The sequence below is a fragment of the Mycolicibacterium sp. Y3 genome, from assembly GCF_051188035.1.
Classification (GTDB): Bacteria; Actinomycetota; Actinomycetes; order Mycobacteriales; family Mycobacteriaceae; genus Mycobacterium; species Mycobacterium fluoranthenivorans.
The window spans coordinates 5,816,692-5,840,410 of the sequence record NZ_JAVQLT010000001.1; the positions used below are offsets into that span (position 1 = coordinate 5,816,692).

26 protein-coding genes are annotated in these 23,719 nt (G+C 67.5%); 14 read left to right on the forward strand and 12 right to left on the reverse strand.

From position 1 onward, the window contains the following. Positions 1 to 162: 162 nt before the first annotated feature. A complete protein-coding gene (locus tag QN239_RS28495; RefSeq protein WP_372517252.1) occupies positions 163 to 600 on the reverse strand; it encodes an SRPBCC family protein in 438 nt (145 codons plus the stop codon). Between the two features lie 99 nt (positions 601 to 699). On the opposite strand from QN239_RS28495, the gene QN239_RS28500 reads away from it, so the two are divergent. The 7 genes from QN239_RS28500 to mnhG all read left to right on the forward strand — a co-directional run bounded on the left by QN239_RS28500 (position 700) and on the right by mnhG (position 7,425). Then, a complete protein-coding gene (locus QN239_RS28500; protein WP_499015454.1) occupies positions 700 to 1,140 on the forward strand; it encodes a DUF1707 domain-containing protein in 441 nt (146 codons plus the stop codon). Positions 1,141 to 1,274: 134 nt separating this feature from the next. Beyond that, a complete protein-coding gene (locus QN239_RS28505; RefSeq protein WP_499015456.1) occupies positions 1,275 to 4,154 on the forward strand; it encodes a Na+/H+ antiporter subunit A in 2,880 nt (959 codons plus the stop codon). Next, positions 4,151 to 4,618: a Na(+)/H(+) antiporter subunit C gene (locus QN239_RS28510; protein ID WP_090358921.1), complete on the forward strand. Its 468-nt coding sequence runs from the start codon at positions 4,151 to 4,153 to the stop codon at positions 4,616 to 4,618. The genes QN239_RS28505 and QN239_RS28510 overlap by 4 nt, the downstream gene beginning before the upstream one ends. After that, positions 4,615 to 6,204: a Na+/H+ antiporter subunit D gene (locus QN239_RS28515; protein ID WP_167156472.1), complete on the forward strand. Its 1,590-nt coding sequence runs from the start codon at positions 4,615 to 4,617 to the stop codon at positions 6,202 to 6,204. The genes QN239_RS28510 and QN239_RS28515 overlap by 4 nt, the downstream gene beginning before the upstream one ends. Positions 6,205 to 6,217: 13 nt before the next feature. Continuing rightward, a complete protein-coding gene (locus QN239_RS28520; protein WP_499015462.1) occupies positions 6,218 to 6,739 on the forward strand; it encodes a Na+/H+ antiporter subunit E in 522 nt (173 codons plus the stop codon). 66 nt (positions 6,740 to 6,805) lie between these two features. Further along, positions 6,806 to 7,102 carry a monovalent cation/H+ antiporter complex subunit F gene (locus QN239_RS28525; RefSeq protein WP_090358916.1) on the forward strand — a complete coding sequence of 99 codons (297 nt, stop codon included), beginning with the start codon at positions 6,806 to 6,808 and terminating at the stop codon, positions 7,100 to 7,102. After that, entirely contained in the window at positions 7,099 to 7,425 is a 327-nt protein-coding gene (gene mnhG / locus QN239_RS28530; protein ID WP_499015464.1) for a monovalent cation/H(+) antiporter subunit G, read from the forward strand. Before QN239_RS28525 ends, mnhG begins: the two co-directional genes overlap by 4 nt. On the opposite strand, the gene QN239_RS28535 is transcribed toward mnhG, so the two are convergent. Genes QN239_RS28535 through napA form a run of 6 tightly spaced genes read right to left on the reverse strand, consistent with a single transcriptional unit; the run spans position 7,426 to position 11,059 of the window. Next, positions 7,426 to 8,043 carry an LON peptidase substrate-binding domain-containing protein gene (locus QN239_RS28535; RefSeq protein WP_499017002.1) on the reverse strand — a complete coding sequence of 206 codons (618 nt, stop codon included), beginning with the start codon at positions 8,041 to 8,043 and terminating at the stop codon, positions 7,426 to 7,428. A gap of 11 nt (positions 8,044 to 8,054) precedes the next feature. Next, entirely contained in the window at positions 8,055 to 8,480 is a 426-nt protein-coding gene (locus QN239_RS28540; RefSeq protein ID WP_499015465.1) for a superantigen-like protein SSL4, read from the reverse strand. Next, positions 8,477 to 9,607, reverse strand: coding sequence for a glutamate--cysteine ligase (locus QN239_RS28545; RefSeq protein ID WP_090358908.1), 1,131 nt, complete (start codon positions 9,605 to 9,607; stop codon positions 8,477 to 8,479). The genes QN239_RS28540 and QN239_RS28545 overlap by 4 nt, the downstream gene beginning before the upstream one ends. Then, positions 9,588 to 10,256: a superoxide dismutase[Cu-Zn] gene (gene sodC / locus QN239_RS28550; RefSeq protein ID WP_499015467.1), complete on the reverse strand. Its 669-nt coding sequence runs from the start codon at positions 10,254 to 10,256 to the stop codon at positions 9,588 to 9,590. Before sodC ends, QN239_RS28545 begins: the two co-directional genes overlap by 20 nt. Positions 10,257 to 10,266: 10 nt before the next feature. After that, positions 10,267 to 10,731: a LytR C-terminal domain-containing protein gene (locus tag QN239_RS28555; protein WP_499015470.1), complete on the reverse strand. Its 465-nt coding sequence runs from the start codon at positions 10,729 to 10,731 to the stop codon at positions 10,267 to 10,269. A gap of 19 nt (positions 10,732 to 10,750) precedes the next feature. After that, a complete protein-coding gene (gene napA / locus QN239_RS28560) occupies positions 10,751 to 11,059 on the reverse strand; it encodes a nucleoid-associated protein NapA (RefSeq protein ID WP_090358903.1) in 309 nt (102 codons plus the stop codon). Positions 11,060 to 11,187: 128 nt separating this feature from the next. Here napA and QN239_RS28565 point away from each other — a divergent pair, with 128 nt between their 5' ends. Genes QN239_RS28565 through QN239_RS28595 form a run of 7 tightly spaced genes read left to right on the forward strand, consistent with a single transcriptional unit; the run spans position 11,188 to position 19,551 of the window. Further along, positions 11,188 to 11,781, forward strand: a complete 594-nt coding sequence (locus tag QN239_RS28565) for a peptide deformylase (RefSeq protein ID WP_167156466.1) — start codon at positions 11,188 to 11,190, stop codon at positions 11,779 to 11,781. 10 nt (positions 11,782 to 11,791) lie between these two features. Next, positions 11,792 to 12,709, forward strand: a complete 918-nt coding sequence (locus QN239_RS28570; protein WP_499015475.1) for an N-acetylglutamate synthase, CG3035 family — start codon at positions 11,792 to 11,794, stop codon at positions 12,707 to 12,709. Beyond that, on the forward strand, positions 12,702 to 14,147 hold the full coding sequence (locus QN239_RS28575; protein ID WP_499015477.1) for a DUF3375 domain-containing protein: 1,446 nt from the start codon (positions 12,702 to 12,704) through the stop codon (positions 14,145 to 14,147). The genes QN239_RS28570 and QN239_RS28575 overlap by 8 nt, the downstream gene beginning before the upstream one ends. Beyond that, entirely contained in the window at positions 14,144 to 14,812 is a 669-nt protein-coding gene (locus QN239_RS28580) for a DUF4194 domain-containing protein (protein WP_090358894.1), read from the forward strand. Before QN239_RS28575 ends, QN239_RS28580 begins: the two co-directional genes overlap by 4 nt. Further along, positions 14,805 to 18,134 carry an ATP-binding protein gene (locus QN239_RS28585; protein ID WP_499015482.1) on the forward strand — a complete coding sequence of 1,110 codons (3,330 nt, stop codon included), beginning with the start codon at positions 14,805 to 14,807 and terminating at the stop codon, positions 18,132 to 18,134. The genes QN239_RS28580 and QN239_RS28585 overlap by 8 nt, the downstream gene beginning before the upstream one ends. Next, the gene (locus tag QN239_RS28590) at positions 18,125 to 18,892 is read left to right on the forward strand and encodes an exodeoxyribonuclease III (RefSeq protein ID WP_499015485.1); all 768 of its coding nucleotides are present in this window, start codon (positions 18,125 to 18,127) and stop codon (positions 18,890 to 18,892) included. Before QN239_RS28585 ends, QN239_RS28590 begins: the two co-directional genes overlap by 10 nt. Beyond that, the gene (locus QN239_RS28595; RefSeq protein ID WP_499015488.1) at positions 18,889 to 19,551 is read left to right on the forward strand and encodes a YoaK family protein; all 663 of its coding nucleotides are present in this window, start codon (positions 18,889 to 18,891) and stop codon (positions 19,549 to 19,551) included. The genes QN239_RS28590 and QN239_RS28595 overlap by 4 nt, the downstream gene beginning before the upstream one ends. Here QN239_RS28595 and QN239_RS28600 read toward each other — a convergent pair. The 5 genes from QN239_RS28600 to QN239_RS28620 are packed head-to-tail and all read right to left on the reverse strand — an operon-like array spanning position 19,520 to position 23,714. After that, the gene (locus QN239_RS28600; RefSeq protein WP_090358886.1) at positions 19,520 to 20,164 is read right to left on the reverse strand and encodes a class I SAM-dependent methyltransferase; all 645 of its coding nucleotides are present in this window, start codon (positions 20,162 to 20,164) and stop codon (positions 19,520 to 19,522) included. The two genes, QN239_RS28595 and QN239_RS28600, sit on opposite strands and share 32 nt — an antisense overlap. Beyond that, complete coding sequence (locus tag QN239_RS28605) at positions 20,161 to 20,505, reverse strand: hypothetical protein (protein WP_499015493.1); 345 nt, start codon at positions 20,503 to 20,505, stop codon at positions 20,161 to 20,163. The genes QN239_RS28600 and QN239_RS28605 overlap by 4 nt, the downstream gene beginning before the upstream one ends. Beyond that, entirely contained in the window at positions 20,502 to 21,287 is a 786-nt protein-coding gene (locus QN239_RS28610; protein ID WP_499015496.1) for a MerR family transcriptional regulator, read from the reverse strand. Before QN239_RS28610 ends, QN239_RS28605 begins: the two co-directional genes overlap by 4 nt. 9 nt (positions 21,288 to 21,296) lie before the next feature. After that, positions 21,297 to 22,781: a flavin-containing monooxygenase gene (locus tag QN239_RS28615; RefSeq protein WP_499015499.1), complete on the reverse strand. Its 1,485-nt coding sequence runs from the start codon at positions 22,779 to 22,781 to the stop codon at positions 21,297 to 21,299. A 12-nt stretch (positions 22,782 to 22,793) separates the two neighbouring features. Next, positions 22,794 to 23,714, reverse strand: coding sequence for a ferritin-like domain-containing protein (locus QN239_RS28620; RefSeq protein ID WP_499015501.1), 921 nt, complete (start codon positions 23,712 to 23,714; stop codon positions 22,794 to 22,796). Positions 23,715 to 23,719 lie beyond the last annotated feature (5 nt).

Consider the following 23,719-nt stretch of genomic DNA (forward strand, 5'->3'; position numbering starts at 1 on the left):
ACAAGTCAATCGCGAACAGAGCGAACACGATCAGACTTGGCGAAATCTTGGAGAACCAATTCGATTTCACCGAATGACTACCGTCGTCGTTCCCCTCGTTTTGATTGCAGTACAGACTGCTCGACGAGCGCCGATGAGGAACGCGTAGTGGACTACCTGAATTCAGCTTTCGCTCAGCGCGGCCAATCGGTCGATCGACGCCATGAGTTTGTCGGCCGTGGTGGCCTGCGCCCGCGCCATCCGCTTCTCGTCGGTCAGGCGGGTCCAGTCGTAGGTGTGCGTGACGCGGGTCGTCCGCTCGTCGACCGGCTCGAGCTCCCAGCGCCACAGGTGCCCGGGCGCGGGCTCGCCTTCCGGAGCGGGCTGCCAGGCGATGAGCCGGCCCTCGGCGAACTCCACGACGTGGTTCTCCCGGACCGGACCCTGGATGAGGCGCATTCGGAACACGTCGCCGACGGCATGCACCCGCTGACCGGCGGGAGCCTCGGCGAGGTTGTCGTTGCCATCCCAGCGCGGCTGCTGAGCAGGGTCGGCGATCAACTCGAAAATCGTGTCGGCGGGGGCGTCGATGGTCCGGCTGACCGAGACAATGGTGCTCACGCCGAAGAGCTTACGGACGGTCGCCGCGCCCACATCTTGACGGTGCCAAGTTCGGGGTGCGATAGTGAACTAGTCACTGACTAGATTTGGGGAGATGCCATGGCCACCTTGGTAGGAGATCGGGAACGGGAACGCACCGCCGGCGATCTGGGCCTGGCGTTGACGCAGGGCTACCTGCAGCTCACCGAGTACGAGGAGCGGCTGAACCGGGCCTTCGCCGCCCACACCACCGACGAGTTGTGCGCACTGACCGCCGACCTGCCCACGTCCCGATTACGCCGCCACGATCCACGCCGCCGGGCCGCCCAGCGCCGGGCCGCCCGGCTGGGTGTGCAGATCCACCTCGGCGCCTACCTCGCCGGGTCCGTCCTCATGCTCGCGACGTGGCTGATCGTCGGGCTGACCGCGGACCAGTGGTACTTCTGGCCGGTGTGGCCGATCCTCGGCTGGGGCATCGGCGTCGCCTCGCACATCGTGCCCGTCACGGCGTGCCTTTCACACCCGACGACCCGACGCGGTATCCCCGTGCGGACGGATTAGCACAACCCCATTACTTGCCAAGGGCTTTCGCTCCTTCGCCGCTCGGGCTGAGGTTAGCCACCGCGACCCACGTAGAATGCGTGTCAAGACAAAGTCATAGAGGGACACCCCGACCCCAACCCGATCGGAGTGCCATGCTCACCGTCCTGCTCGCCCACGCGGTCGCGACCGCGCTGGCGCCACTTCTGGTGGCCAGGTGGGGCCGAGCGGCGTTCTATCCACTGGCACTCGTCCCGCTCGGCTCGCTGATCTGGGTGGCACAGAACTGGCCGAGTGCCGACCGGGTGCCCACCCTGGACATCCCGTGGGTTCCCGAACTCTCGATGGACATCACGCTGCGCTTCGATTCGCTGGCCGCGATCATGAGCGTCCTGGTCCTGGGTATCGGCGCGCTCGTGCTGTTCTACTGCGCCGGATACTTCCAGCATCACGACGGGCACACCGAGAAGCGGCTGCCCAGTTTCGCCGCCGAACTCGTGGCCTTCTCCGGCGCCATGTTCGGGCTGGTCGCCAGCGACAACATGCTGGTGCTCTACATCTTCTGGGAAACCACCACCGTGCTGTCCTTCCTGCTGGTCGGCCACTACGCGGAGCGCGCCACCAGCCGCCGCGCCGCCACCCAGGCGCTGCTGGTGACGACCCTGGGCGGTCTGGCGACGCTGGTGGGCATCATCGTGCTCGGCCAGCTGGCCGGTACCTATCTGCTCTCCGAGCTGATCGCGGCGCCGCCCACCGGGACCGCGGCCTCGATCGCCATCGTGCTGATCCTCGTCGGCGCGCTGTCCAAATCGGCGATCGTGCCCCTGCACTTCTGGCTGCCCGGCGCCATGGCCGCGCCCACACCCGTCAGCGCCTATCTGCACGCCGCGGCGATGGTCAAGGCCGGTGTCTATCTGGTGGCGCGGCTGACCCCGGGTTTCGCCGACAACCCGCTGTGGCGGCCCATGGTGGTCGGCCTCGGCCTGCTGACCATGCTGATGGCCGGCTGGCGCGCGGTCCGCGAATACGACCTCAAGCTGATTCTGGCCTTCGGCACCGTCAGCCAGCTGGGCCTCATCACGGTCATGGTCGGGGCGGGCGGGCCGGACATGATGCTGGCCGGACTGGCCATGTTGTGTGCGCACGCCATGTTCAAGGCCGCGCTGTTCATGGTGGTCGGCGTCATCGACCACGCCACCGGCACCCGCGACATCCGCAAGCTGGCGGGGCTCGGCCGGAAGTACCCACCGCTGTTCGTCATCGCCGTGGGGGCCACCGCGAGCATGGCCGCGCTGCCGCCGTTCTTCGGTTTCGTCGCCAAGGAGGCGGACCTGGAGACCGTCTTGCACAGCGCCTCGCTGGGCTCGGCCGCGCCGTTCGTGTTGGCCGGCATCGTGATCGGGTCGGTGTTCACCACCGTCTACAGCCTGCGGTTCCTGTGGGGCGCGTTCGCAGCAAAGGGTTCGGGAAAGGGTGCGGTCACCCCCAGTATCCGGGTCGCCGAAATGCACCGGCCGTCACCGAGCTTCCTGGCCTCCCCCGCCATCCTGGCCGCGGCGGGCCTGCTGTTCGGCCTGTTCCCGGGCACGCTGGACGACAAACTCGACGACTACTCCGAGACGATTCCCGGCGAATCCGACTACTACCTGGCGCTGTGGCACGGCCTGGGCCTGCCGCTGCTGCTGTCGGCCCTGGTCCTGGCCGCCGGCGCCGCGCTGTTCTTCGGGCGCAACCGGCTGCCCCGCGCCCGGGGCGCCTACCTGCCGCTCGGTAATGCCGACCGGATCTACGACGCGGTGATGCGCGGACTCGACATCGTGGCCGTCCGGTTGACCGGCCAGACCCAGCGCGGTTCCATCCCGGCCACCCAGGCCGTCATCCTGTGCACGCTGGTCGTGCTTCCGGTCGGTGCCCTGCTGTCCGGTGCCAGGGACCGGCCCGAACTGCGGTTGTGGGATTCCCCGCTGCAGGTGGTGGTGGGTCTGCTGATGCTGGCGGCGGCCGTCGGCGCGACCGTCATGCGCAATCGGCTGGCGGCCGTCCTGCTGGTCGGGGTGACGGGGTACGGCTGCGGCGTGATCTTCGCCTTCCACGGCGCACCCGACCTGGCGCTGACGCAGTTCCTGGTGGAAACGCTGGTGCTGGTGATCTTCGTGCTCGTGTTACGAACCCTGCCCGCCGAGGCGAACAGCTCCAACATCAAGCGCAACCGGCTCCCGCGCGCCGCCCTGGCACTGACTGTCGGCGCGTCCGTCACCGGGCTCGCGGTGTTCGCGATGGCGGCCCGGCGCACCACGCCGATCGCCACCCTGCTGCCCGACGCCGCCTACTACCGCGGGCACGGCGCCAACACCGTCAACGTCCTCCTCGTCGACATCCGGGCCTGGGACACCATGGGCGAGATCTCGGTGCTGCTGGTCGCCGCGACGGGTGTGGCATCACTGGTGTTCCGGCACCGGCGTTTCGGGGCCGCGCCGCGGGTGCCCCAGGCCGGCGGGAGCGCGGCCGGCCAGCCCGATATCGGCCCGGTCACCGCCTACAGTCCCGCCGTCGGCGATATCACCTGGCTGCGCGGCAGCGATCTGCGCGATCCCAAGCACCGCTCGCTGGTGCTCGAGGTGGCCACCCGCCTCATCTTCCCGCTCATCATGGTGCTGTCGGCGTACTTCTTCTTCGCCGGGCACAACACCCCCGGCGGCGGATTCGCCGGCGGGTTGACCGCCGGGCTGGCGCTGGTGCTGCGCTATCTGGCCGGGGGCCGCTACGAACTCGGCGAGACCCTGCCCCTTGACGCCGGCAAGATTCTCGGCACCGGCCTCGCGCTTTCGGCGGGCACCGCGGTCACCTCCCTGTTCCTCGGCGCACCCGTGCTGTCCTCGGCGGTGATCCATCTCGACATCCCGGTGCTGGGCCCGGTCAAGCTGGTGACGGCATTGTTCTTCGACCTGGGGGTCTACCTGATCGTGGTGGGCCTGGTGCTCGATATCCTGCGCAGCCTGGGTGCCCGCGTCGACGTGGAGATGGCCCGGACATGAATCCCCTCGTCGTGCACGTCGCCCCCCTTGTCATGATCGGCGGACTCACCAGCGCCGGTGTCTACCTGCTGCTCGAACGCAACCTGACCCGAATGCTGTTGGGGCTGCTACTGATCGGCAACGCGGTCAATCTGCTCATCCTCACCGTCGGCGGCGACGCCGGTAACCCGCCGATCCGCGGACGCACCAGCGACGGGCACACCACCACCGCAGACCCCTTGGCGCAGGGCATGATCCTGACCGCCATCGTCATCAGCATGGGCATCGCGGCGTTCGTCCTGGCGCTGGCGTATCGGTCGTATCAGTTGACCACCGCAGAAGATGTGGAGACCGATCCCGAAACCGCACGGGTCGCCGAGGGCACCGAGATGGATGCCGACGACATCCCCGATGTGGTGCCGTCCCGCGACACCGACGCGGCCGACGAGCTCGACGCCCTGCCGGGTGCGGAGGGGTCCCGATGACCCTCTCCCAGGTCCTGACCCCACTGCCGGTCTTGATTCCCACCATCGCCGCGGCGGTGACGCTGTTCGCCGGCCGCACCCCGCGGCTGCAGCAGTTGGTGGCCCTGGCGTCGCTGACCTCCGTGGTCGCGGTATGTGCGACGCTGCTCTACCTCGTGGACCGCGACGGCACCACCGCCGTGCAGGTCGGCGGCTGGGGCCAGAGCCAACCGGGGATGGGTCCACTGGGCATCACCTTGGTGGCCGACCGGTTGTCGACGCTGATGCTGGTGGTGTCGTCAATCGTGTTGCTGGCGGTCGTCTTCTACGCCATCGGGCAGGGTATCCGCGACGGCAACGACCGTCAGCCGGTGTCGATCTTCTTGCCCACCTATCTGATCCTGTCGGCCGGTGTGTGCACGGCATTCCTGGCCGGCGACCTGTTCAACCTGTTCGTCGGGTTCGAGGTGCTGCTGTCGGCGAGCTTCGTGCTGCTGACCATCGGCGGCAGTGCCGATCGGGTGCGCGCCGGCATCGCCTACGTGATGGTGTCGATGGTGTCGTCGCTGGTCTTCCTGATCGGCCTGGCCATGGTGTACGCCGCGGCCGGCACCCTGAACATGGCCGAGCTCGCGGTCCGGCTGGAGCATGTGCCGGCCGGTACCCGCACCGCGTTGTTCGCGGTGCTGCTGGTCGCCTTCGGGATCAAGGCGGCGGTGTTCCCGCTGTCGGCGTGGCTGCCCGAGTCCTATCCGACCGCGCCGGCCCCGGTCACTGCGGTGTTCGCCGGCCTGCTGACCAAAGTCGGTGTGTACGCCATCATCCGGGCGCATTCACTGCTCTTCCCCGGTGGCGCTCTGGACAATGTGCTGCTGGTGGCCGCGCTGCTGACCATGGTGGTCGGCATCCTCGGCGCGCTGGCCCAGAACGACATCAAACGACTGCTGTCCTTCACCCTGGTCAGCCATATCGGCTACATGGTGTTCGGGATCGCGCTGTCCAACCAACTCGGGATGTCCGGCGCCATCTACTACGTGGCGCACCACATCGTCGTGCAGACCACGCTGTTCCTGGTGGTCGGCCTGATCGAGCGCCAAGCCGGGGCGTCGACCCTGCAGCGCCTCGGCGGCCTGGCCGCGGCGAGCCCGGTGCTGGCCTTCGTCTTCGTCATCCCGGCGCTGAATCTCGGCGGTATCCCGCCCTTTTCCGGCTTCATCGGCAAGGTGGCGCTGCTGGAGGCCGGCGGAGCTGCGGGTTCCGTTCTGGCCTGGGTGCTGGTCGCCGGCAGCGTGGTCACCAGCCTGCTGACGCTGTACGCGGTGGCGCGGGTGTGGACCAAGGCGTTCTGGCGGGCGCGCGCCGACGCCCCCGAGGGCTACCTGGCCGCGGCGGTACCGGTCGCCCTGATCGACGATGCCGACGATATCGACTTCGCCGACCGTGACGATGTCGGCCGGATGCCGGTGGGGATGTTGATTCCCACCGGCGCGCTGATCGTCGTCGGCCTGGTGCTCACGGTCGCGGCCGGGCCGATCTTCGCCTACAGCGAGCGGGCGGCGGCGCAGGTGCTCGACCGCAGCCAGTACATCGCCGCGGTGCTGAAATGAGGGCGGTGCTGACGTGAGAAGGTGGACTCTTCGCGGCTGGACGCTGCTCTGGCTGGCGTTGGTGTGGATTCTGTTGTGGGGCACGGTGTCCGTGGCCAACATCCTCAGCGGGCTGGCGATCGCCCTGCTGATCACCGTGCTGCTGCCCCTGCCCGCGGTGCCCGTCGAGGGGCGGCTGCGCCCGTGGTCGTTCGTGGTGCTGGCGGCCTACGTCAGCTGGTCACTGGTGGTGTCCTCCACACAGGTGGCATGGCTCGCGGTCAAACCGGGCCCACTTCCGCCGACCGCGGTGCTGCGGGCGCATCTGAACATCAAGTCCGATCTCGTGCTCGCCCTGGCGGTCAACGTGATCAACCTGATCCCGGGGTCGATCGTGCTGGAGATCGACCAGACCCGCCGGCTGATCTATGTACACGTGATCGACGTCGGCTCGCAGCGCGCCGTGGACCGGTTCTACCGCCAGACCGCCACGGTGGAACGGTTGATGGTGGCGGCGTTCGAGCGCGATGCCGATTGGCAGGGGGTACCCCGATGATGGCCCAGCGAGAAGCGAAGCGGGACCGCGCATGATCGTCCAGCGAGAAGCGAAGCGAGATCGCGCATGATTTGGGTATGGGTGGTCGCCGCGGTGATGCTGACTGCCGCGGCGATGATCACGATGTTCCGGCTGCTGGCCGGCCCCAGCACCCTGGACCGGCTGGTGGCACTGGATACCTTTGTGGCCGTGTCGATGTGCGCGATCGGCACCTGGGCGGCCTTCAGCCTGGACACCACGGTCACCTACAGCCTGACCGCACTGGCGCTGATCAGTTTCGTCGGATCGGTGAGTGTGGCCCGGTTCCGGGTCCGAGACGATGTGCCGTCCGACGCCGCACACGATGCGGGGAACCGCTCATGATCCTCGACGTGCTCGCCGCCGTGCTGGTGCTGGGTGGCTCGGCGCTGGCGTTGACCGCGGCCATCGGCGTGGTGCGCTTCCCGGACACCTTGTCGCGCATGCACGCGGCATCCAAGCCGCAGGTGCTGGGGCTGCTGCTGGTGCTGGCCGGCGCGGCGATCCGGTTGCGCGGCAACGCCGATGTCGGCATGGTCATCCTGGCCGGGCTGTTCACCCTGATCACCGCGCCCGTGGTGGCCAACCGGGTGGGTCAGCTGGCCTACCGCGAACAGAATGTGAAGGACCAGCTGGCCGCCGATGAGCTGGGCGAACTGTCGGACTGACTACTCCGACAGCTGGAACTCCACCATCGCCCGCAGCGTCTCGACCGCCTCCTGCAGCACCGCCAGCCGCGCTGACGCCGACGGCGCGGCCAGCACCGCGTAGCGGTCGGCCTGGCCGATCGGGATGCGGGCGGCCAGCGCGTACAACCGCTCGCCGGCCTGCTGCCCGGGCTCGGCACTGCCGAGAAGTTCTTCCCGAGAAGGCAATTCCTCGTCGCGCGCCGATGCCACGAGCGAGAACACGCTCAGCACAGCGTCTTCCACGTCGGCGATATCGGAACCGGTGACCGCAGTGCCGGGCTCGTCGGGCCACGCCCGCACCTCGGCGCGTGGATACGGGGCGTCGTCGAGCCACTGTGTCACCCGGAACCGGTCCCCCAGTTCGCACCGCAGCCGGTACCGGCCACCGCCTTGCGAAGTGTGCTCGACAATCCGGGCCATCGCGCCGACGTCACTGCGCATGTCGCCGCCGCCCACCTCCCGGCCCGCCGCGATCAAGACCACCCCGAATTCCCGGTCCCCGGCCAGGCAATCGGAGATCATTGCCGAATAGCGTGGTTCGAAGATCCGCAGCGGCAGCTGCTCGCCGGGCAGCATCGCCACCTCGAGCGGGAACATCGGTGTCGGCGTCACCGAAAACCCTGGCCCGCCACCGCATCTTTGACGAGGGTGGTCTTCGGGGTGAACGCACACATGGCGCCGGCCAGCCCGAGCCACAGTTCCGGATTCATCTGGACCAGCTCATTGTCCTTGCCTATGGCATCGATGACTTGCCGCTGCTGGGTCTTGTCCATGGTCTGGTAGTCACCACAGGTGGTGGCGGCCAGCCCGGTCGGCGGCGGCCCTGACGGACCCGAACCCGGAAGGTTGGGCAGGCTCGGGATCGGCAGATTGGGAAACGACGGAATCGGGATCTGAATGGTTCTGGGAGCGCGGGTCTGCGGGGTCTGGATCGCGGTGGCCGCGGGATCGGCCATCGGTGTGCCCACGATCTCCTTGCTACAGCCCGCCAACCCCAGCGCGACCGCCAGCAATCCCACCGCGAGAACCTTCACAACACCAACTCCCCGATGAGTCCGTCGACGACGGCCCGCAGATCACCGTCATGCTCCTCGGCCACCCGGCGCTGCCGCTGATACGACCCGCCCAGCCGGTAGATCGACTCGACCCGGGCCAGCTCCGGCGCGCATCCCAGCGAGGCCGCCACCGGTTCCAGCCGGGTCAGCAGGTCGTCGAGGTCGTCGGTGACCAGTCGCTCATTGCTGTCGGCGTCCAGGATGATCTCGGCATCCAGCCCGTACCGGGCCGCGCGCCATTTGTTCTCCTGCACATGCCACGGCGGCATGGTGGGCAGCTGCTCGCCGGCGTCGAGGCGACGATCCAGGTCGACGATCAGGCTGTGGGTCAGCGCGACCAGCGCGCCCAGTTCGGCGAGATTGGAGACACCGTCGAAGATCCGCACCTCGATGGTGCCCAGGTGCGCCGATGGGCGGATGTCCCAACGGATCTCGTTCATGTGGTCGATGATGCCGGTCTTCTTCTGATCGGCGACGAACTCCTCGAATTCCGACCACTTCTGAAACTGGAACGGCAGCCCGGCGGTCGGCAGCTGCTGGAACATCATCGCCCGGTTACTCGCGTACCCGGTGTCCTCGCCGTCCCAGTACGGCGAGGACGCGGACAGCGCCAGCAGGTGCGGGTACTGATTCAACAGCGACGTGATGATCGGCATCACCTTGTGCGCCGACGAGATGCCGACGTGCACGTGCACACCCCAGATCAGCATCTGCCGGCCCCACCACTGGGTGCGCTTGATCAGTTCGGCGTACCGCGGCCCCTCGGTCAGCTCCTGCATCTCCCACTGCGCGAACGGGTGGGTGCCGGCGCAGAACAGCTCCATGCCGCGGGTGCGCACAATGCGCTGCACGGTGACCAGCGTCTCGTGCAGATCGTCCATGGCCTGCGGGACGGTGTCACAGATCCCGGTGACCACCTCGACGGTGTTGCGCAGCAGTTCCTTGTGCACGTGCGGGGTTTCGCCGAGTTCGGCGATCACCGCGGCGGCCTCGTTGGCCAGATCGCGGGTCACCGGATCGATGAGAGCGAACTCCCATTCGACACCGAGGGTCGGCCGGGGAGACCCGGCGAAATCGATCCGGGTTCTATTGGGCGCCGATGACACCGCAAGCTACCCGCTTGCCGGCATCGCCGGTCGCCATGGTGGTCTCGTCCGGACCCGGGGTGCCGTTGACCTGCTGGTAGCGCTCGGCGGGGATGTTGGCGAAGTTGTCGGCCTTCTCGTGAATGATGATCGCCGTCTGGGTCCCGGCGAGCAGCTGCTCGGCCGTGAACGCGTCCGTCGTCGTCACCACCTTGCCGGAGCCGTCACTGCGTACCTGCAGCGAGCTCAGGTCACCGCTGGCCGGGTGTGCGGTATGTCCGGGCACCTGCAGATGTGCCCCGGCGCTGGTGAAGTCACCCTCGCACTTACCCACCGAATGGATGTGCAGCCCGTGGAAGCCCGGCGTCAACTTGCCCGGGGCGGTGGTCTCGACGGTGACGGTGGCGACGCCGTCGGCGAACTCGAAGTCGGCGGTGGCCACGGCGGTGCCGTCGGCCAGCTTCAGGACCGCGCTCAGCTTCTCGCCGGCCGCCGCGGGCGCCTGCGGTGTTCCGTGTCCGGCTTCGGCCGACGGGGCGGGCGAACCGGTCCAGATGGCGGGCGTGGTTCCGGGCTGGGTGGCGACCGGCTCATAGGGTGCACAGGCACTGGCGATCGGCGCGATGACCGCGGCCGCGGCGAGCAGACGAAGCGAGGCTGAGATCGGCATGTCCGAGAGCCTAGCCGGTGACCGCCACGATGACGCCCGGCGGTTGGTCTGCCAGTGCGGGCACCCGTGGTTCGACCGGTGCGGCGAGCAGTTTGCCCACCTCATCGGCAGCTTCCTTCTCGCCGGGCGCCTCCCCGAAGTACACCGTCGTGGCGGTGACACCCTCCAGCGTGAGGTTCCCGGTCTCGGTGACGTTCCACTGCGCGTCGCGCAGTTTGGTCGCGGTGTTCTCGGCGGCGCCGGCCACCTCGGAGATGTTGAACACCCGCACATCGACCTTGGCCGGCGCGGGTGTGGCCGATGTCTTGGTGACGGTGGAGCTGGTGGCCGGGGTCGCCGAGGTCGAGGCGCTGCTGTCGTTGTCGTCGTTGGGTCCCAGGTACTGGAATGCAATCAGCAGGAACACCACACCGAGGAACAACAGCACCATGACCATGGCGCGCAGGGGCAGCCCGGAAGAGTCTCGCTGATTCATCGGAGCCCAGACTAGCGGTCTAGGTGACCTCGAAGCCCAGCCGCCGCGCGGCCTTGGCTTTCTGCCGGCTGGCGCGCACCCGGCGCAGCCGCTTGACCAGCATCGGGTCGGCGGCGAGTGCTTCCGGTCGCTCCACCAGTGCGTTGAGCACCTGGTAGTACCGCGACGGCGACAACCCGAACAGTTCCTTGATGGCTTCCTCTTTGGACCCCGCGTACTTCCACCACTGGCGTTCGAAGGCCAGGATGTCGTGTTCGCGCCGACTCAGGCCGTCGGCAGGCTCGGAATCATCCCCGGATCGCTCAGTCCGCGCGATAGCGCCGTCCATATCGCTCCTTGGGCCCTTCCGACAGATCTGAGAATTACACGACTGTTGTTCGGCGCTCATTCAATCACGGCTGCGGTAGTGCGGGCGTGATCGTTACCCGCGAGTCGGCTGACTTAAGCTTGCCAACCGTGGCTGTTGTACCTATTCGTATCGTGGGCGATCCCGTCCTGCACACCCCGACCACCCCGGTTCCCGTGGGAGCCGACGGTTCGCTTCCTGCTGATCTCGCGGATCTGATCGCCGACATGTACGACACGATGGACGCTGCCAACGGGGTTGGCCTGGCCGCCAACCAGATTGGCATGACCGCGCGGGTCTTCGTCTACGACTGCGCCGACGAGCGCGGAAAGACGGCACGCCGTCGCGGCGTGGTGGTGAACCCCGTGTTGGAGACCTCCGAGCTGCCCGAGACCATGCCCGACCCGGACAACGACGACGAAGGTTGCCTGTCGGTGCCGGGCGAGTCGTTCCCGCGGGGCCGGGCCGAGTGGGCCCGCGTCACCGGCCTGGACGCCGACGGCACCGCGATCACGCTGGAGGGCACCGGGCTGTTCGCGCGGATGCTCCAGCACGAGACAGGTCACCTCGACGGTTTCACCTATCTGGACGGGTTGATCGGCCGGCACGCCCGCGCGGCCAAGCGCATGGTCAAGTCCAACAAGTGGGGTGTGCCGGGGTTGAGCTGGACGCCCGGCGAGGATCCCGACCCGTTCGGCCACTAGTGCCCGCTAGATGACGAGCGTCGGTGACCGGGTGTCGCTGCGTTACCGGCTGCCCGACGGCCTGACCGATGTCGTCGGTGAGCTGGCAGCCCTGAGCCCGTTGATCTCGGTGCGGACCAAATCCGGCGAGATGGTGCACATCGCGCCCGCCGACGTGGTTTCGATGCGCGAACTCTCCCACGTCACCGTGCGCAACTCGGAGATCCGTGAGCTTGAGCATGCCGCGGCGCTGGCCTGGCCCGGCACCGAGCAACACTGGTGCCACGGCTGGCTGCTGCGCGCCGGCCCAGGGATCGGGGAGGGCCACACCAGCCGTGCCAATTCGGCGGTGCCCCTGTTGTTCGAGGCGAACCTGCACGCGCTGCCGACGATCGTGGACTGGTACGCCCGCCGCGGTCTGCCCGCGTGGCTGGCGCTGCCCGAGCGTCTGCTGCCCGTCAAGACGCCGGGCACCAAACCGACCCGCGTCCTGGTGCGCGATATCACTCCTGACATCACCCCCGAGGACGTCCCGGGCGACGGCACCTTGCGCCCCACCCCGGACGCCGAGTGGCTCCGCATCTACGAACGCGCCGTCCCCGTCGAGGTGCTGACCGCCGTCGGCACCGGGCAGGAGGCCGGCGAGGTGACGTTCGCCGCTGTCGCGGGTGCCGCCGTCGGCCGCGCCGCGGTGACGGCGGCACCCGGGGGCACCCGTTGGGCCGGGCTGTCGGCGGTGCGGGTCGCCGAGGATTCCCGGCGCCGGGGTCACGCCCGCGCGGTATGTTCGGCACTGCTCGGCTGGGCGGCCACCCGCGGCGCCACCCGCGCCTACGTGCAGGTGCTCGCCGACAACTCCCCCGCCGCCACGCTGTACCACTCGATGGGTTTCCGCCTGCACCACACGCTGCGGTACCTGCGCGCAGAAAGCCTTCTACCCCATGCATGAGTTACTCCAACTCAACCGCGATGTGCAGTCCTCGCGTGCGGTCCGGCTGCTCGCCACCCAGAACCTGGGGATCTACGCCACGCTGATGGAGCGTCATCTGCTCGACGGGGTGGTGGCCGAGACCGATCTGGTGGTGCGCCTGGACCGCGACCTCGAAACCCTCGACGAGATCGAGCAGTCCGGCCTGGCCCTGATCAAGACGTGGGCCAGCCAGGGCTGGTTGCACCGTGTGCTCGACGTCCGATCCGGGAGTGAACGCAACGTCTGCTACCTGACCCAGGACGCCCGCCGGGCCCTGGATTTCGTGCGCGGGATGCGCCGCAACGACACCATCGCCACCGGCGGTTCGATCAACGGCATCGCGTCCCGGCTCAAACAGGTCGCGGTGCGCGTCGACAACGACCCGGCCCGCATCCGGGCCGGCATCGAGGCCGAGATCGCCGAGCTGCACCGTGAGCTCGACGAGCTGGACGCCGGCTTGCGCCCCGAGCCCGACGTCACCTCGATGTACGACGAGGCCCGCGCGATCGCCCTGCAGATGGAACGGCTGATCACCGATATCGGGTTGTACGGCACCATGATCGAACAGGCCACCCAGGCGCTCGACGATCCGATCGACACCAACACCGAGTACCGCGACCGGCAGCGCCAGATGTACGCCGACTATCAACAGGCGTGGGAGTCGGCGGGCCGCGATTCGCACCGGGCGTTCCTGCGGATGATCAACGACCCGGACCAGCGCACCGCGTTCGAGGGCGATATCGCCGCCGTCGCCGGGGCCCTGCCCGAGCTGGACCCGGCGCTGCGCAAGGTGATGGCCGGGTTCTTCGAACTGGTCGGCCATCAGATCGACGAGGTGGAACGCATCCAGCAGCGCTGCGCGCAGCGGGTCAAGCGGTTCACCGCGTTCGGCACGCTGGAGCAGAGCCGCGGGGTGGCCCGGCAGTTGAACGAGGCGATCGGCGCGGCCCGCGCGTTGTTGAAGGTGTCGCTGACGGATTCGCGGCTGGACCTCGATGTGCCGCTGGCCCGGCACACCATCAGTTCGATCGGCGCCCTGAGTTTCCGGATCAACGACGTGTCCGCCCCCAAGCCTGCGGCCGTCGCCGACGGCGATGTCGATCTGTCCACCTTCGCCGCGCTGACCACCCAGGTCGACGCACCGGCGATGTCGGCGATGATCAACACCGCACTGCGCGACGCCCCGCTGTCGCTGCCGGACGCGGTGTCGATGTTGGACACCGCGTATCTCGGGCATGTCATCGTGCTGTGGTCGTGGGCGCTCAAGCAGCCCGCCGCCGGAGGCGGCAATCCAGATACCAGCCAGACCGACACCGAACCGGTACGCATCCGGTTCCATTCGCTAGACGGCCGCGACCGTGAGATGGAGGTTCCGCGGCTGATGTTCACCGAACCGATTGTTGGAGTGGCGTCATGACAGATACACCAGTTGATTTCGCCTCCCTGCCCGAGGTCGACCGCACCGGTCGCCCGACGCAGCCGCAGCAACGCCGGCCGCGGTTCGACGGGGATGTCAGTGCGCTGCCCGACCGGGCGTGCTGGGCGCTGCAGCACCTACTGACGCGCCGCTTCGTCAGCAACGAGTCCGATGCCGACATCTACAGCTGGATCAAGGAGTATCGCGCGGACCTGGCGGTGCGGTTGTCCGAACTCGACCTGCAACTGCAGATCGCCGAGGGTGTCGAGATCGCGTTCATCGAACAGGCCCGGTACGAATCGGCGCGGGGTGTCAAACTTCTGCGTCGCGAACCGCTGGGCACCTACGACTCCATCCTGGCGCTGCATCTGGCCCAGATGATGCGTGCCGGCGGCGACGCGAGCTTCGTCATCAGCCGCGACGAGATCCATGGTCTGTTCTCCGGGGTGCTCAACGACACCGACCGCGACGCCGTCACCTTCACCGCGCGCGTCGACGCCGCCGTCGCCCGGCTGGCCGGGCTGGAGATCCTGCGCAAGACGCGCGACGACGAGGACAGCTACACCGTGAGCCCGGTGATCAGCGCCATCATGACGGCCTCGGTGATCACCGAGTTGCAGCAGCAGTTCGAAGAGCTGCGCAAGGGAGGCAGCACCGATGAGTGAGCAGTTCCATCTGTCCCGGCTCCAGGTCATCAACTGGGGCGTGTTCGACGGTTACCACAGCATCGGGTTCGGCCCCGGCGGGGCGCTCATCGCGGGCGCCTCCGGTAGCGGCAAATCCTCACTGCTGGACGCGATCTCGTTGGGCTTCCTGCCGTTCAACCGGCGCAACTTCAATGCCTCCGGCGATAACACCGCCGCCGGGTCCAGCGCGGGCCGGCGCACCGTGGACAAGTATGTGCGCGGGGCGTGGGGCCAGCGCAGCGACGCCGGCAGCAGCCAGGTGATGTACCTGCGCGGTGACGGCACCACCTGGTCGGCGATCGCCGTCACCTATGCCAGTAACACCGGGCGCACCATCACCGGGCTGGTGCTCAAATGGCTCACCGGTGAATCGCGGTCTGATTCCTCCAGCCGCTACGTGCTCGGCGACGGCGACCTCGATATCGAGGATGTCTGTAACCGTTGGGCGGCGGGACGTTTCGACGCGAGTGTGTTCAAAAACCACTGGAGGTTCTCCACCAAGGTCGAGTCCCAGTATCTGGCCCAGCTCTATTCGTCCATCGGCATCCGCGCCTCCGACGCCGCCCAACAGCTGCTCGGCAAGGCGAAGTCGCTGAAAAGCGTGGGCGGTCTGGAGCAGTTCGTCCGGGACTTCATGCTCGACGAACCGGACAGCCTGGCCCGGCTGCCCGAGGCACTCAAGCAGATCGACCCGCTGGTGGAGGCCCGCGAGCTGCTGGCGGTCGCGCAGCGCAAACGCAAGATCCTCGGCGATATCGAGGCCATCCAGGTGCGTTACGCGTCGGAGTCCAGCGATCTGGGCATCATCGATCTGGTCGACCTGCCGATGGTGCGGGCCTACACCGATCACGTGCGGCTGCGGGAGTGTCCGGCCCAGGTGGCCGCGCTGGACACCACCATCACCCAGCTGGACAACGAGTACGCCGACCTGACCCGTCAGCTCAATCTCGCGAAAGCCGAAGGTGATTCGCTCAACGCGCAGATCAGCGGCGCCAGCGCCAACGTCGGCCCGCTGCAGGCTCAGGTGGCCGCCGCCGAATCCCAGGCCGAGGAGGTGTCCCGCCGGCGCGCCGCCTTCGAGGAACTCGTCACCGCTCAGGGCATCGAGATCCCGGACAGCGCCGACGAGTTCTGGAATCTGCGGGAGGACCTGACCAGACAGGCCACCGAGATGCTCGGCAAGCTGGAGTGGGGCCGCGAAGCGTCCACCGACGCCGAGTACGCCCAGAAGTCGGCCCGCATCCTGCGCGACAACGCCGCGAAGGAACTCAAACGGGTGGAGCAGGTGGGCTCGGCACTCCCCGAGTTCGCCGTCACGATGCGCGATCACATCTGCACCGCGATCGGCGTCGACCCCGGCGAGCTACCTTATGTGGCAGAGCTTTTCGACTTGCGGCCCGACCAGCAGCGCTGGCGCGTCGCGGTGGAGAAGGTGCTGCGGGGTGTCGGTCTGCGGTTGCTGGTGCCCGACCGCCACCACGCCAAGGTGCTGCGGTTCGTCAACGAGACCAATATGCGTGGCCGGCTGGCCCTGCATCATGTGCGCACCAGCGCAACCGGAACCCAGCCCGAGCCGAACACCTTGGCGGGCAAGCTGTTCCTGGTCAATCCGGACCACACGTGTGCGGCCGAGGCGCTCGACGTCATCGCCGCCGCCGGTGACCACATCTGCGTCGACACCCCGGACGTGTTCGCCCGGTTCCGCCGCGCGGTCACCGACGCGGGTCTGTACAAGGACTCCGATCGGCTGTCGATCAAGGATGACCGGCGCCCGCTCAAACCGTCCGAGTTCATCTACCAGGGCGATATCAGCGCCAAGCTGGAGGCGTTGCACACCGAACTGGCCGAGGCGGAGGAGACCTTCACCCGGGCCCGCAAGGCCGCCGACGACATCGCCGCGCAGCGTCAACAGTGGCGGGACCGGGCCGGCGCCTGCAAGGCCATCTACGAACAGTTCCCGCAGTGGAGCCAGATCGACATCGACACCGCGGACGGGCACGCCGACCGGCTGCGCGACCAGTACGAACTGCTGCTGGCCGACCACCCGGACATCGAGGCGTTGAGTGCCCGCGCCGAGGAGTGCTGGGCCGATATCCAGGCACTGATGACCAAACGCGGGGCGATCCAGACCCGTCGCGACGATCTGGACGGCCGCCGCACCCGGCTGATGGACCTGGCCGATCGGCTCTCCCCGGCGGCGGTGTCCGAGCCGGCAACCGATCTGTTGCGCCGGTACGCGGCCGAGGTGCCCGTCACCCTGGAATTGCTCAACCCCGAGCCGCATCGTGACGCGCTGTTCGCCGCGATCCGCCGGGAACGCGATCAGCTGACCGAAAGCCGAAGGCGCTCTTACGAAGAACTGTCCCGCATCATCGCCACGTTCGACACGTCGTTCCCGGATGCCATCCCCAACGACTCCGATGACCTCGACGAGCGCGTGCACGACTACGTGGCGGTGTGCCGGCACATCGACGAACGCGAACTCCCGGACGCCTATGAGCGGATGATGCGACTGATCACCGAGCAGGCCCCGGATGCCATCCTGACCCTGCACCGGGTGGCCGAGCAGGAGACCCGGCGCATCAGCGAGCAGATCGACCGGGTCAACGGCGGACTGAGTGCGGTGGAGTTCAACCGCGGCACCCGGCTGACGCTGCGGGCCACCCCGCGCAGCCTGGCCGCGGTCTCCGAGCTCACCGAGATCGTGAAGGCCATCTCCCGTCGCGTCACCGAGGTGAGCATGGGTGACAAGAAGGCCATCCTGGACCAGTACGCCGATATCCTGCGGCTGCGTAACCGCTTGGCCAGCACCGCACCCGAGGACCGCACCTGGACCCGCGACGCGCTGGATGTGCGTAACCGGTTCACCTTCGACTGCGCCGAATGGGATGTGCGCAGCGATGAGCTGATCCGCACCCACAGCAATGCCGGCGACAACTCCGGCGGCGAGCAGGAGAAGTTGATGGCGTTCTGCCTGGCCGGGGCGCTGAGCTTCAACCTGGCCAACCCCGAGAGTGGGGACAACACACCGGTTTTCGCCCAGCTGATGCTGGACGAGGCGTTCTCCAAGTCCGACCCGCAGTTCGCCTCGCAGGCCCTGGAAGCGTTCCGCAAGTTCGGTTTCCAGCTGGTCATCGTGGCCACCGTGCAGAACGCCACCACCATCCAGCCCTATATCGACGGTGTGGTCATGGTGTCCAAGACCGAGGCGACCGGGCGCAACGCCCGCCCCGTGGCCTCCGTCGCCACCAAGACCATCACCGATTTCACCGCCCTGCGTAAGGATCTCGCATGCGTGTAGCCACCTGGAACGTCAACTCCATCCGCACCCGTGTCGACCGTGTCACCGACTGGCTCGCGCGTGCCGATGTCGACGTGCTGGCCATGCAGGAGACCAAGTGCACCGACGCGCAGTTCCCGTCGATGCCCTTCGCGGCGTTGGGTTATGAGGTGGCCCATATCGGGCTGAACCAGTGGAACGGTGTGGCCATCGCCTCCCGGATCGGGCTCGACGATGTCGAGATCGGCTTCCCGGGCCAGCCGCTGTGGGATGGCCTGGCCGAGGCGCGCGCCATCGGGGCGACCTGCGGCGGGGTGCGGTTGTGGAGTCTGTACATCCCCAACGGCCGCACGCTGGCCGACAAGCACTACACCTACAAGCTGGAATGGCTTGAAGCGCTGCGCGTTTCTTCTGCGGTGTGGCCGGGCCCGGTGGCGCTGATGGGCGACTGGAACATCGCACCCACCGACGAGGACGTCTGGGATCCGGCGTTCTTCGAAGGCGCCACGCATGTCTCCGAGCCGGAGCGGGCCGCGTTCCGCGCCTTCAACGACGCCGGGTTCGCCGACGTGGTGCGGCCGTACACCCCGGGCCCCGGCGTGTACACCTACTGGGACTACACGCAGCTGCGCTTCCCGAAGAAGCAGGGCATGCGGATCGACTTCATCCTGGGCTCGCCGGAGTTCGCCGCCCGCGTCACGCATGCCGAGATCGTCCGCGAGGAGCGCAAAGGCAAGCAGCCCAGCGATCACGCTCCCGTGCTGGTCGAACTGGCATGACCGAGGGATTGAGCGCCCCGCTCCCCAGGCTGCTGCTGATCCTGACGGTCGTCACCGGCGTGGTGGATGCGTTCAGCTACCTGGCCCTCGGGCACGTCCTGGTGGCCAATATGACCGGCAACGTGGTGTTCAGCGGGTTCGCGCTGGCGGGGGCGCCGGGTTTCGTGTGGTGGGCCCTGCTGCTCGCCGTCGTCACCTTTCTGATCGGCGCCGCGTTCGGCGGGTCGCTGCGCAAGCGCCTGGGCGAGGACCGGCGAAAGCACCTGCTGACCGCGACGGTCATCGAATTGATCTGCGTTGCAGCCGCTCTGGCGGTGGTCATCGCCGCGCCGGTGCCCTACCGAAGCTGGATTCTGAGTACGCTGATCGTCTTACTGGGTATCGGTATGGGTCTGCAGAACGCGACGGCGCGGGCGCTGGCGGTGCCCGACCTGACCACCACGGTGCTCACCCTGACCCTCACCGGGATCGCCGCGGACGCCGCGTCGGGGCATGGCAGCAAGGCGGGCCGCAGGCTGGTGCCGGTGCTGGCCATGTTCCTCGGCGCGCTGGTCGGGGCCGCGCTGGTGGTGCACGGGTATCACGCCTGGGCGCTGGGGCTGGCCACGCTGCTGTTGGCCGCCGTGGCTACGTCTGCGGCGGCTTCACACCGACTGTGATGAGGTCCGAGATGGGCGTCCAGATGGGCCGGCGCACCCGGTGCTGATCGGCGATCGTGAAACCGGCGGCCTGGAACAGTGCCCGCATCTCCTGCTCGCTGGGATTGTGCGCGGGATTCCACAGGGCCGCCGAGAGCGCATGTAGCGGCAGCGCCTGGCGTGGGCTGATGGTCGTCACCGCCACCAGGCCGCCCGGCGCCAGCACCCGGTGGAACTCCCGCAGCGCCGCCGGTTGATCGAAGAAGTGAAACGCCGACGTCGTCACCACGGCGTCCAGGAAACCGTCCTCGAAGGGCAGTTCCTCGGCGGGCGCCGACATCCAACGCACCCGGTCGGACCGTTTGCGGGCCTGGGCGAGCATCCCGTCGGACATGTCGATCCCGTACACCTCGTCGGGCTGTAGTTCGCGCTGGATGCGGTCGGCGAGAATGCCGGTTCCGCAGGCGATATCGGCGATCTGGCGGGACCCGTGCTGCCGCAGCTGGGCGATCACCTCATCCTGGGCGGGCTGGTACACCCAGCGCTGCAGGCACTGCTGGTTGTACACCGGGGCGGCGAAACTCCAGAACCGGGTGACGGCGTCGTTGAAGCCTCTGCGCGGGGTGGTCGTCATGACTGATTACGCTTTCCGCCGGGAATCCGGTCCACCACCCAGCCCAACCGGGCCACGGTGCTCTCCAACGGGTCCACCACTTCGGCCAGCCGCTGGATCCGGGGCAGCGTCGCGGCGATCGAATGGGCCCCCTCGGCGATCTTCTCCGCCGAGGAGTCGATCCCGGCCGCCGCTTCAGTCAACGTCGTGATCTCCTTGGCGATCATCTCCGCGTGCCGGTTGATACCCGCCGCGCTCTCACTCAGCGCGGCGATGTTCTCGGCGATGAACTGTGCCGACCGCCGCAGCTCGGCGATGTCCTCGAGGACCTTGATTCTTCTGAGGATTCCCGGCCTTCTCATGACTTCCGCTCTCCCTGCTGGTAGCGCCGCAACTCGGCGCGCACGGCCGCGTCCAGCGCGCGGTCCAGGCTGGCGTGCGCCGAACGCCGTGCCACCCGGCGCATGACATCGATGAGATCCGCGGCCCAGGCGAGTTCCGCGTCGTTTCCGGGATACCAGCCGGTGCCACGTTGGCGGACCACCTCGCTGTGCCCGGCGCCGGACAGTGCCTGCGCCGCCTCGTCGAGCTTCTCGTCCACCGCCGCGGTCGTCTTGAGGATCGCCGACAACGGCATCCCGCGGGAGATCAGCTTCCCGAAGTCGTCGATGACCCGGCGGTCCCGCACCAGGTACGTATCGGCATCCTCTGCGGGCTCGGTGGACTCTGCGGCCGAACCCGTCGGTCCGCTCACCTCGATGATCCCGTTGGCGGTCAGCCGCCGCAGGGTCGCGGCGTTGAGCGGGCCGAGCTGGGCTTCCAGTTGTTCGCGCGTCATCGTCTCGGACACCGGGTGTGACCACGGCTCGGTCACCAGCTCGCCCAGGTCCGCCAGATCGAGCACCTCGACCAGCCCCTCCCCGCGCTGCAGCCCGGTGAGGAATTTCAGGATGTGCTTGACCGTGAACCCTTCGCTGAGCAACCGGATGATCGCCTGCAGCTGACTGAGATGCTTGTCGGTGTAGATGGCGACCCGGCCCCGACGCTGGGGGCGGGGCAGCAGGCCGCTCTCCTGGTAGACGCGCACGTTCCGGGTGGTCGTCCCCGCAACGCGTGCGAGGTCGTCGATCCGGTACTCGGTCACCAGCGAATTCTATGCGGTCAGCACGGGGGCACTGCTGGTATCCGCCACGGTGATCCGGTAGTCGGCCAGGTCCACCGTCTTCAGCTGGTTGACATACTGGGTGGCGAACCCGGGGAACATGGTCGCGTTGAAGCCGTCCTCGGTCAGGTACCAGCTCTGGCAGCCCGAGTTCCAGGTGGTGGAAGCCAGCCTGCGCTGGATGTCCTCGTTGTAGCGGGCCTGCACCTCCGGCCGGACGTCGAGCGCCTTCCAGCCGAACTGCAGCAGCTTGGCGATCGCCCCGGTGATGTAGTCGATCTGCGCTTCCATGTACACCAGGGCCGAGCTGTGGCCGGGCCCGGAGTTCGGCCCGAAGGTGAAGTACAGGTTGGGGTAACCCGATACCGCCACGCTGCGGTAGGCGTAGGCGCCCCGGCTCCATTCCGAGGCCAGATCCCGCCCGCCGATACCGGTGACCGGAAACGGCGTGCCCGCCTTGGACACGTCGAAACCGGTCGCGAAGACGATGGCGTCGAACTGGTGCTCGATACCCTCCACGGTGCGAATTCCCTTCGGGGACAACCGCGCGATCGGCCACGTCACCAGCTTGCAGTTGTCTGCCTGCAGCGCGGGGTAGTACTCGCTGGTCATCAGCAGCCGCTTGCAGCCTGCGGAGAAGTCCGGTTTCAACTGCCGGCGTAGCCACGAATCTTTCACCTGAATACGGAGATTCGCGAGGCTGACGGCCTCCACCAGGCGGGTGAACGGGGTGTCCCACACCACGCCGAGCGCCACCGACTCGTGGCCCCAGAACCATGCGGCGCGCATGAGCTTCTCGGCCAGCGGTGCCTTCTGGTAGATATTCTTGACCCAGTCCGCGGTGGGAGTGTTGACGCGCGGCAGCACCCAGCCGGCCGTGCGCTGGAAGACCTTCACCGACTCGGCGACTTTCACCAGTTCCGGGACGATCTGCACCCCGCTGGCGCCGGTGCCGACGACGGCGACCTTCTTGCCCGCGAAATCGAAGTCGTGATCCCAACGGGCGCTGTGGATCTTCTTGCCCTCATAGGAGTCGATGCCCGGGATGTCAGGCAGGCTCGCGTTCGCCAGCGGGCCGGAGGCGACGATCACGGCACGGGCGCGCAAGGGTTTACGGCCCCTGAACTTCACCGTCCACTCCCCCGCGGCCTGGTCGTAGACCACACCGGTGACGTTGTGCCCGAAGCGGATCTGCGACTCGAGGCCGGCCGTGGCGACCATGCCGTCGATGTACTGCAGGATCTCGGCGCTGCCGGAATAGGTGTGTGACCAGTCCGGGTTGAGCGCGAAACTGTAGGAGTACAACCGCGACGGGATATCGCAGGCCGCACCGGGATAGGTGTTGTCGCGCCAGGTGCCCCCGACCCGGCTGTCACGTTCGTAGATCACGAAATCGGTAATGCCCTGGTCTTTGAGCCGGATGGCCGCGCCGATACCGGCGAAGCCGGCGCCGATGATGGCTACAGAGATGGTCACGGTCTGGTTCCTTTACGCCACGGGCTCGTAGGTCAGTTCCTGCGACCAGGTCGGGGTGTTGCGCACCATCGAGATCGGGATGACGCCGGTGACCTTCACCAGCGAGTCGGCCAGCCAGTGATACTTGGAGCTACGGTCGATGACCTTCTTGCTGTGCCACGAGATGAACCGGTACATCGGTACCCGGTGCACGAATTCGCTTCGCTCACCGACACTCCGGAAGCGGCGCATGGCCTGGTACAGCCGTTCCTCGTTGACGCCCATGGCGACGATGTTGTCGCGCATCTTGTTCAGCAGCGGGAAGTAACTGAGCGTGCCGATCACCAGTGCGGGATTCATCCAGCTGCCGACGAATTCGACTGCCAACTTGCGCATTCCGGCGTGGCCCAGGATGTCCATGACCTCGAAGTCCACCGCCAGATGCCGGGATTCGTCGGAGTTGATCCGCTTGAACACCTCTTGCGCCACCGGATCTTTCACCTCGTCGGTGATGAACTTGATCAACGCACCATCGAGTGCGACCTCCAGCATCGGGATGACGGTGCCCAGGATGGACAGGGACATGCCGTCGGAGAACTTGTCCAGCCAAGTGATCACCAGTTGCACGTTGACGCTCGGCGGCGGGATCTCGTCATTCTCCAGCATGCCCCACCGCCGCATCAGCGCAAGCTCGGCGTTGGCGTGCTTCTGCTCCTCGGCGTGGAAGTGCTCGTAGATGCTCTTCAGCGTCGGCGTCGGCGCCTTCTTGGCCAGGGCCGCGAAGCCCCGGGCGCCGACGTTCTCAATCCACATCAGATCGGTCATGAACGGCTTGAGCTTGGCCCACAGCTCGGGTTCGATCAGTTCGGATCCCGGTGCGTCCCAGTCGATGTCGACCAGTGCCCACTGCTTGTCCTTGATCTTCTGCAGCATGTCGTCGAGGTTCATCGCCATGATTG

Bases quoted from the DNA above. Each gene is read 5' to 3' on its own strand.
- QN239_RS28500 (WP_499015454.1), top strand. From the start codon at position 700: ATGGCCACCTTGGTAGGAGATCGGGAACGGGAACGCACCGCCGGCGAT.
- QN239_RS28505 (WP_499015456.1), top strand. From the start codon at position 1,275: ATGCTCACCGTCCTGCTCGCCCACGCGGTCGCGACCGCGCTGGCGCCA.
- QN239_RS28510 (WP_090358921.1), top strand. From the start codon at position 4,151: ATGAATCCCCTCGTCGTGCACGTCGCCCCCCTTGTCATGATCGGCGGA.
- QN239_RS28515 (WP_167156472.1), top strand. From the start codon at position 4,615: ATGACCCTCTCCCAGGTCCTGACCCCACTGCCGGTCTTGATTCCCACC.
- QN239_RS28525 (WP_090358916.1), top strand. From the start codon at position 6,806: ATGATTTGGGTATGGGTGGTCGCCGCGGTGATGCTGACTGCCGCGGCG.
- mnhG (WP_499015464.1), top strand. From the start codon at position 7,099: ATGATCCTCGACGTGCTCGCCGCCGTGCTGGTGCTGGGTGGCTCGGCG.
- QN239_RS28535 (WP_499017002.1), bottom strand. From the start codon at position 8,043: ATGTTCCCGCTCGAGGTGGCGATGCTGCCCGGCGAGCAGCTGCCGCTG.
- sodC (WP_499015467.1), bottom strand. From the start codon at position 10,256: ATGCCGATCTCAGCCTCGCTTCGTCTGCTCGCCGCGGCCGCGGTCATC.
- QN239_RS28555 (WP_499015470.1), bottom strand. From the start codon at position 10,731: ATGAATCAGCGAGACTCTTCCGGGCTGCCCCTGCGCGCCATGGTCATG.
- napA (WP_090358903.1), bottom strand. From the start codon at position 11,059: ATGGACGGCGCTATCGCGCGGACTGAGCGATCCGGGGATGATTCCGAG.
- QN239_RS28570 (WP_499015475.1), top strand. From the start codon at position 11,792: ATGACGAGCGTCGGTGACCGGGTGTCGCTGCGTTACCGGCTGCCCGAC.
- QN239_RS28575 (WP_499015477.1), top strand. From the start codon at position 12,702: ATGCATGAGTTACTCCAACTCAACCGCGATGTGCAGTCCTCGCGTGCG.
- QN239_RS28580 (WP_090358894.1), top strand. From the start codon at position 14,144: ATGACAGATACACCAGTTGATTTCGCCTCCCTGCCCGAGGTCGACCGC.
- QN239_RS28585 (WP_499015482.1), top strand. From the start codon at position 14,805: ATGAGTGAGCAGTTCCATCTGTCCCGGCTCCAGGTCATCAACTGGGGC.
- QN239_RS28590 (WP_499015485.1), top strand. From the start codon at position 18,125: ATGCGTGTAGCCACCTGGAACGTCAACTCCATCCGCACCCGTGTCGAC.
- QN239_RS28595 (WP_499015488.1), top strand. From the start codon at position 18,889: ATGACCGAGGGATTGAGCGCCCCGCTCCCCAGGCTGCTGCTGATCCTG.
- QN239_RS28600 (WP_090358886.1), bottom strand. From the start codon at position 20,164: ATGACGACCACCCCGCGCAGAGGCTTCAACGACGCCGTCACCCGGTTC.
- QN239_RS28605 (WP_499015493.1), bottom strand. From the start codon at position 20,505: ATGAGAAGGCCGGGAATCCTCAGAAGAATCAAGGTCCTCGAGGACATC.
- QN239_RS28620 (WP_499015501.1), bottom strand. From the start codon at position 23,714: ATGGCGATGAACCTCGACGACATGCTGCAGAAGATCAAGGACAAGCAG.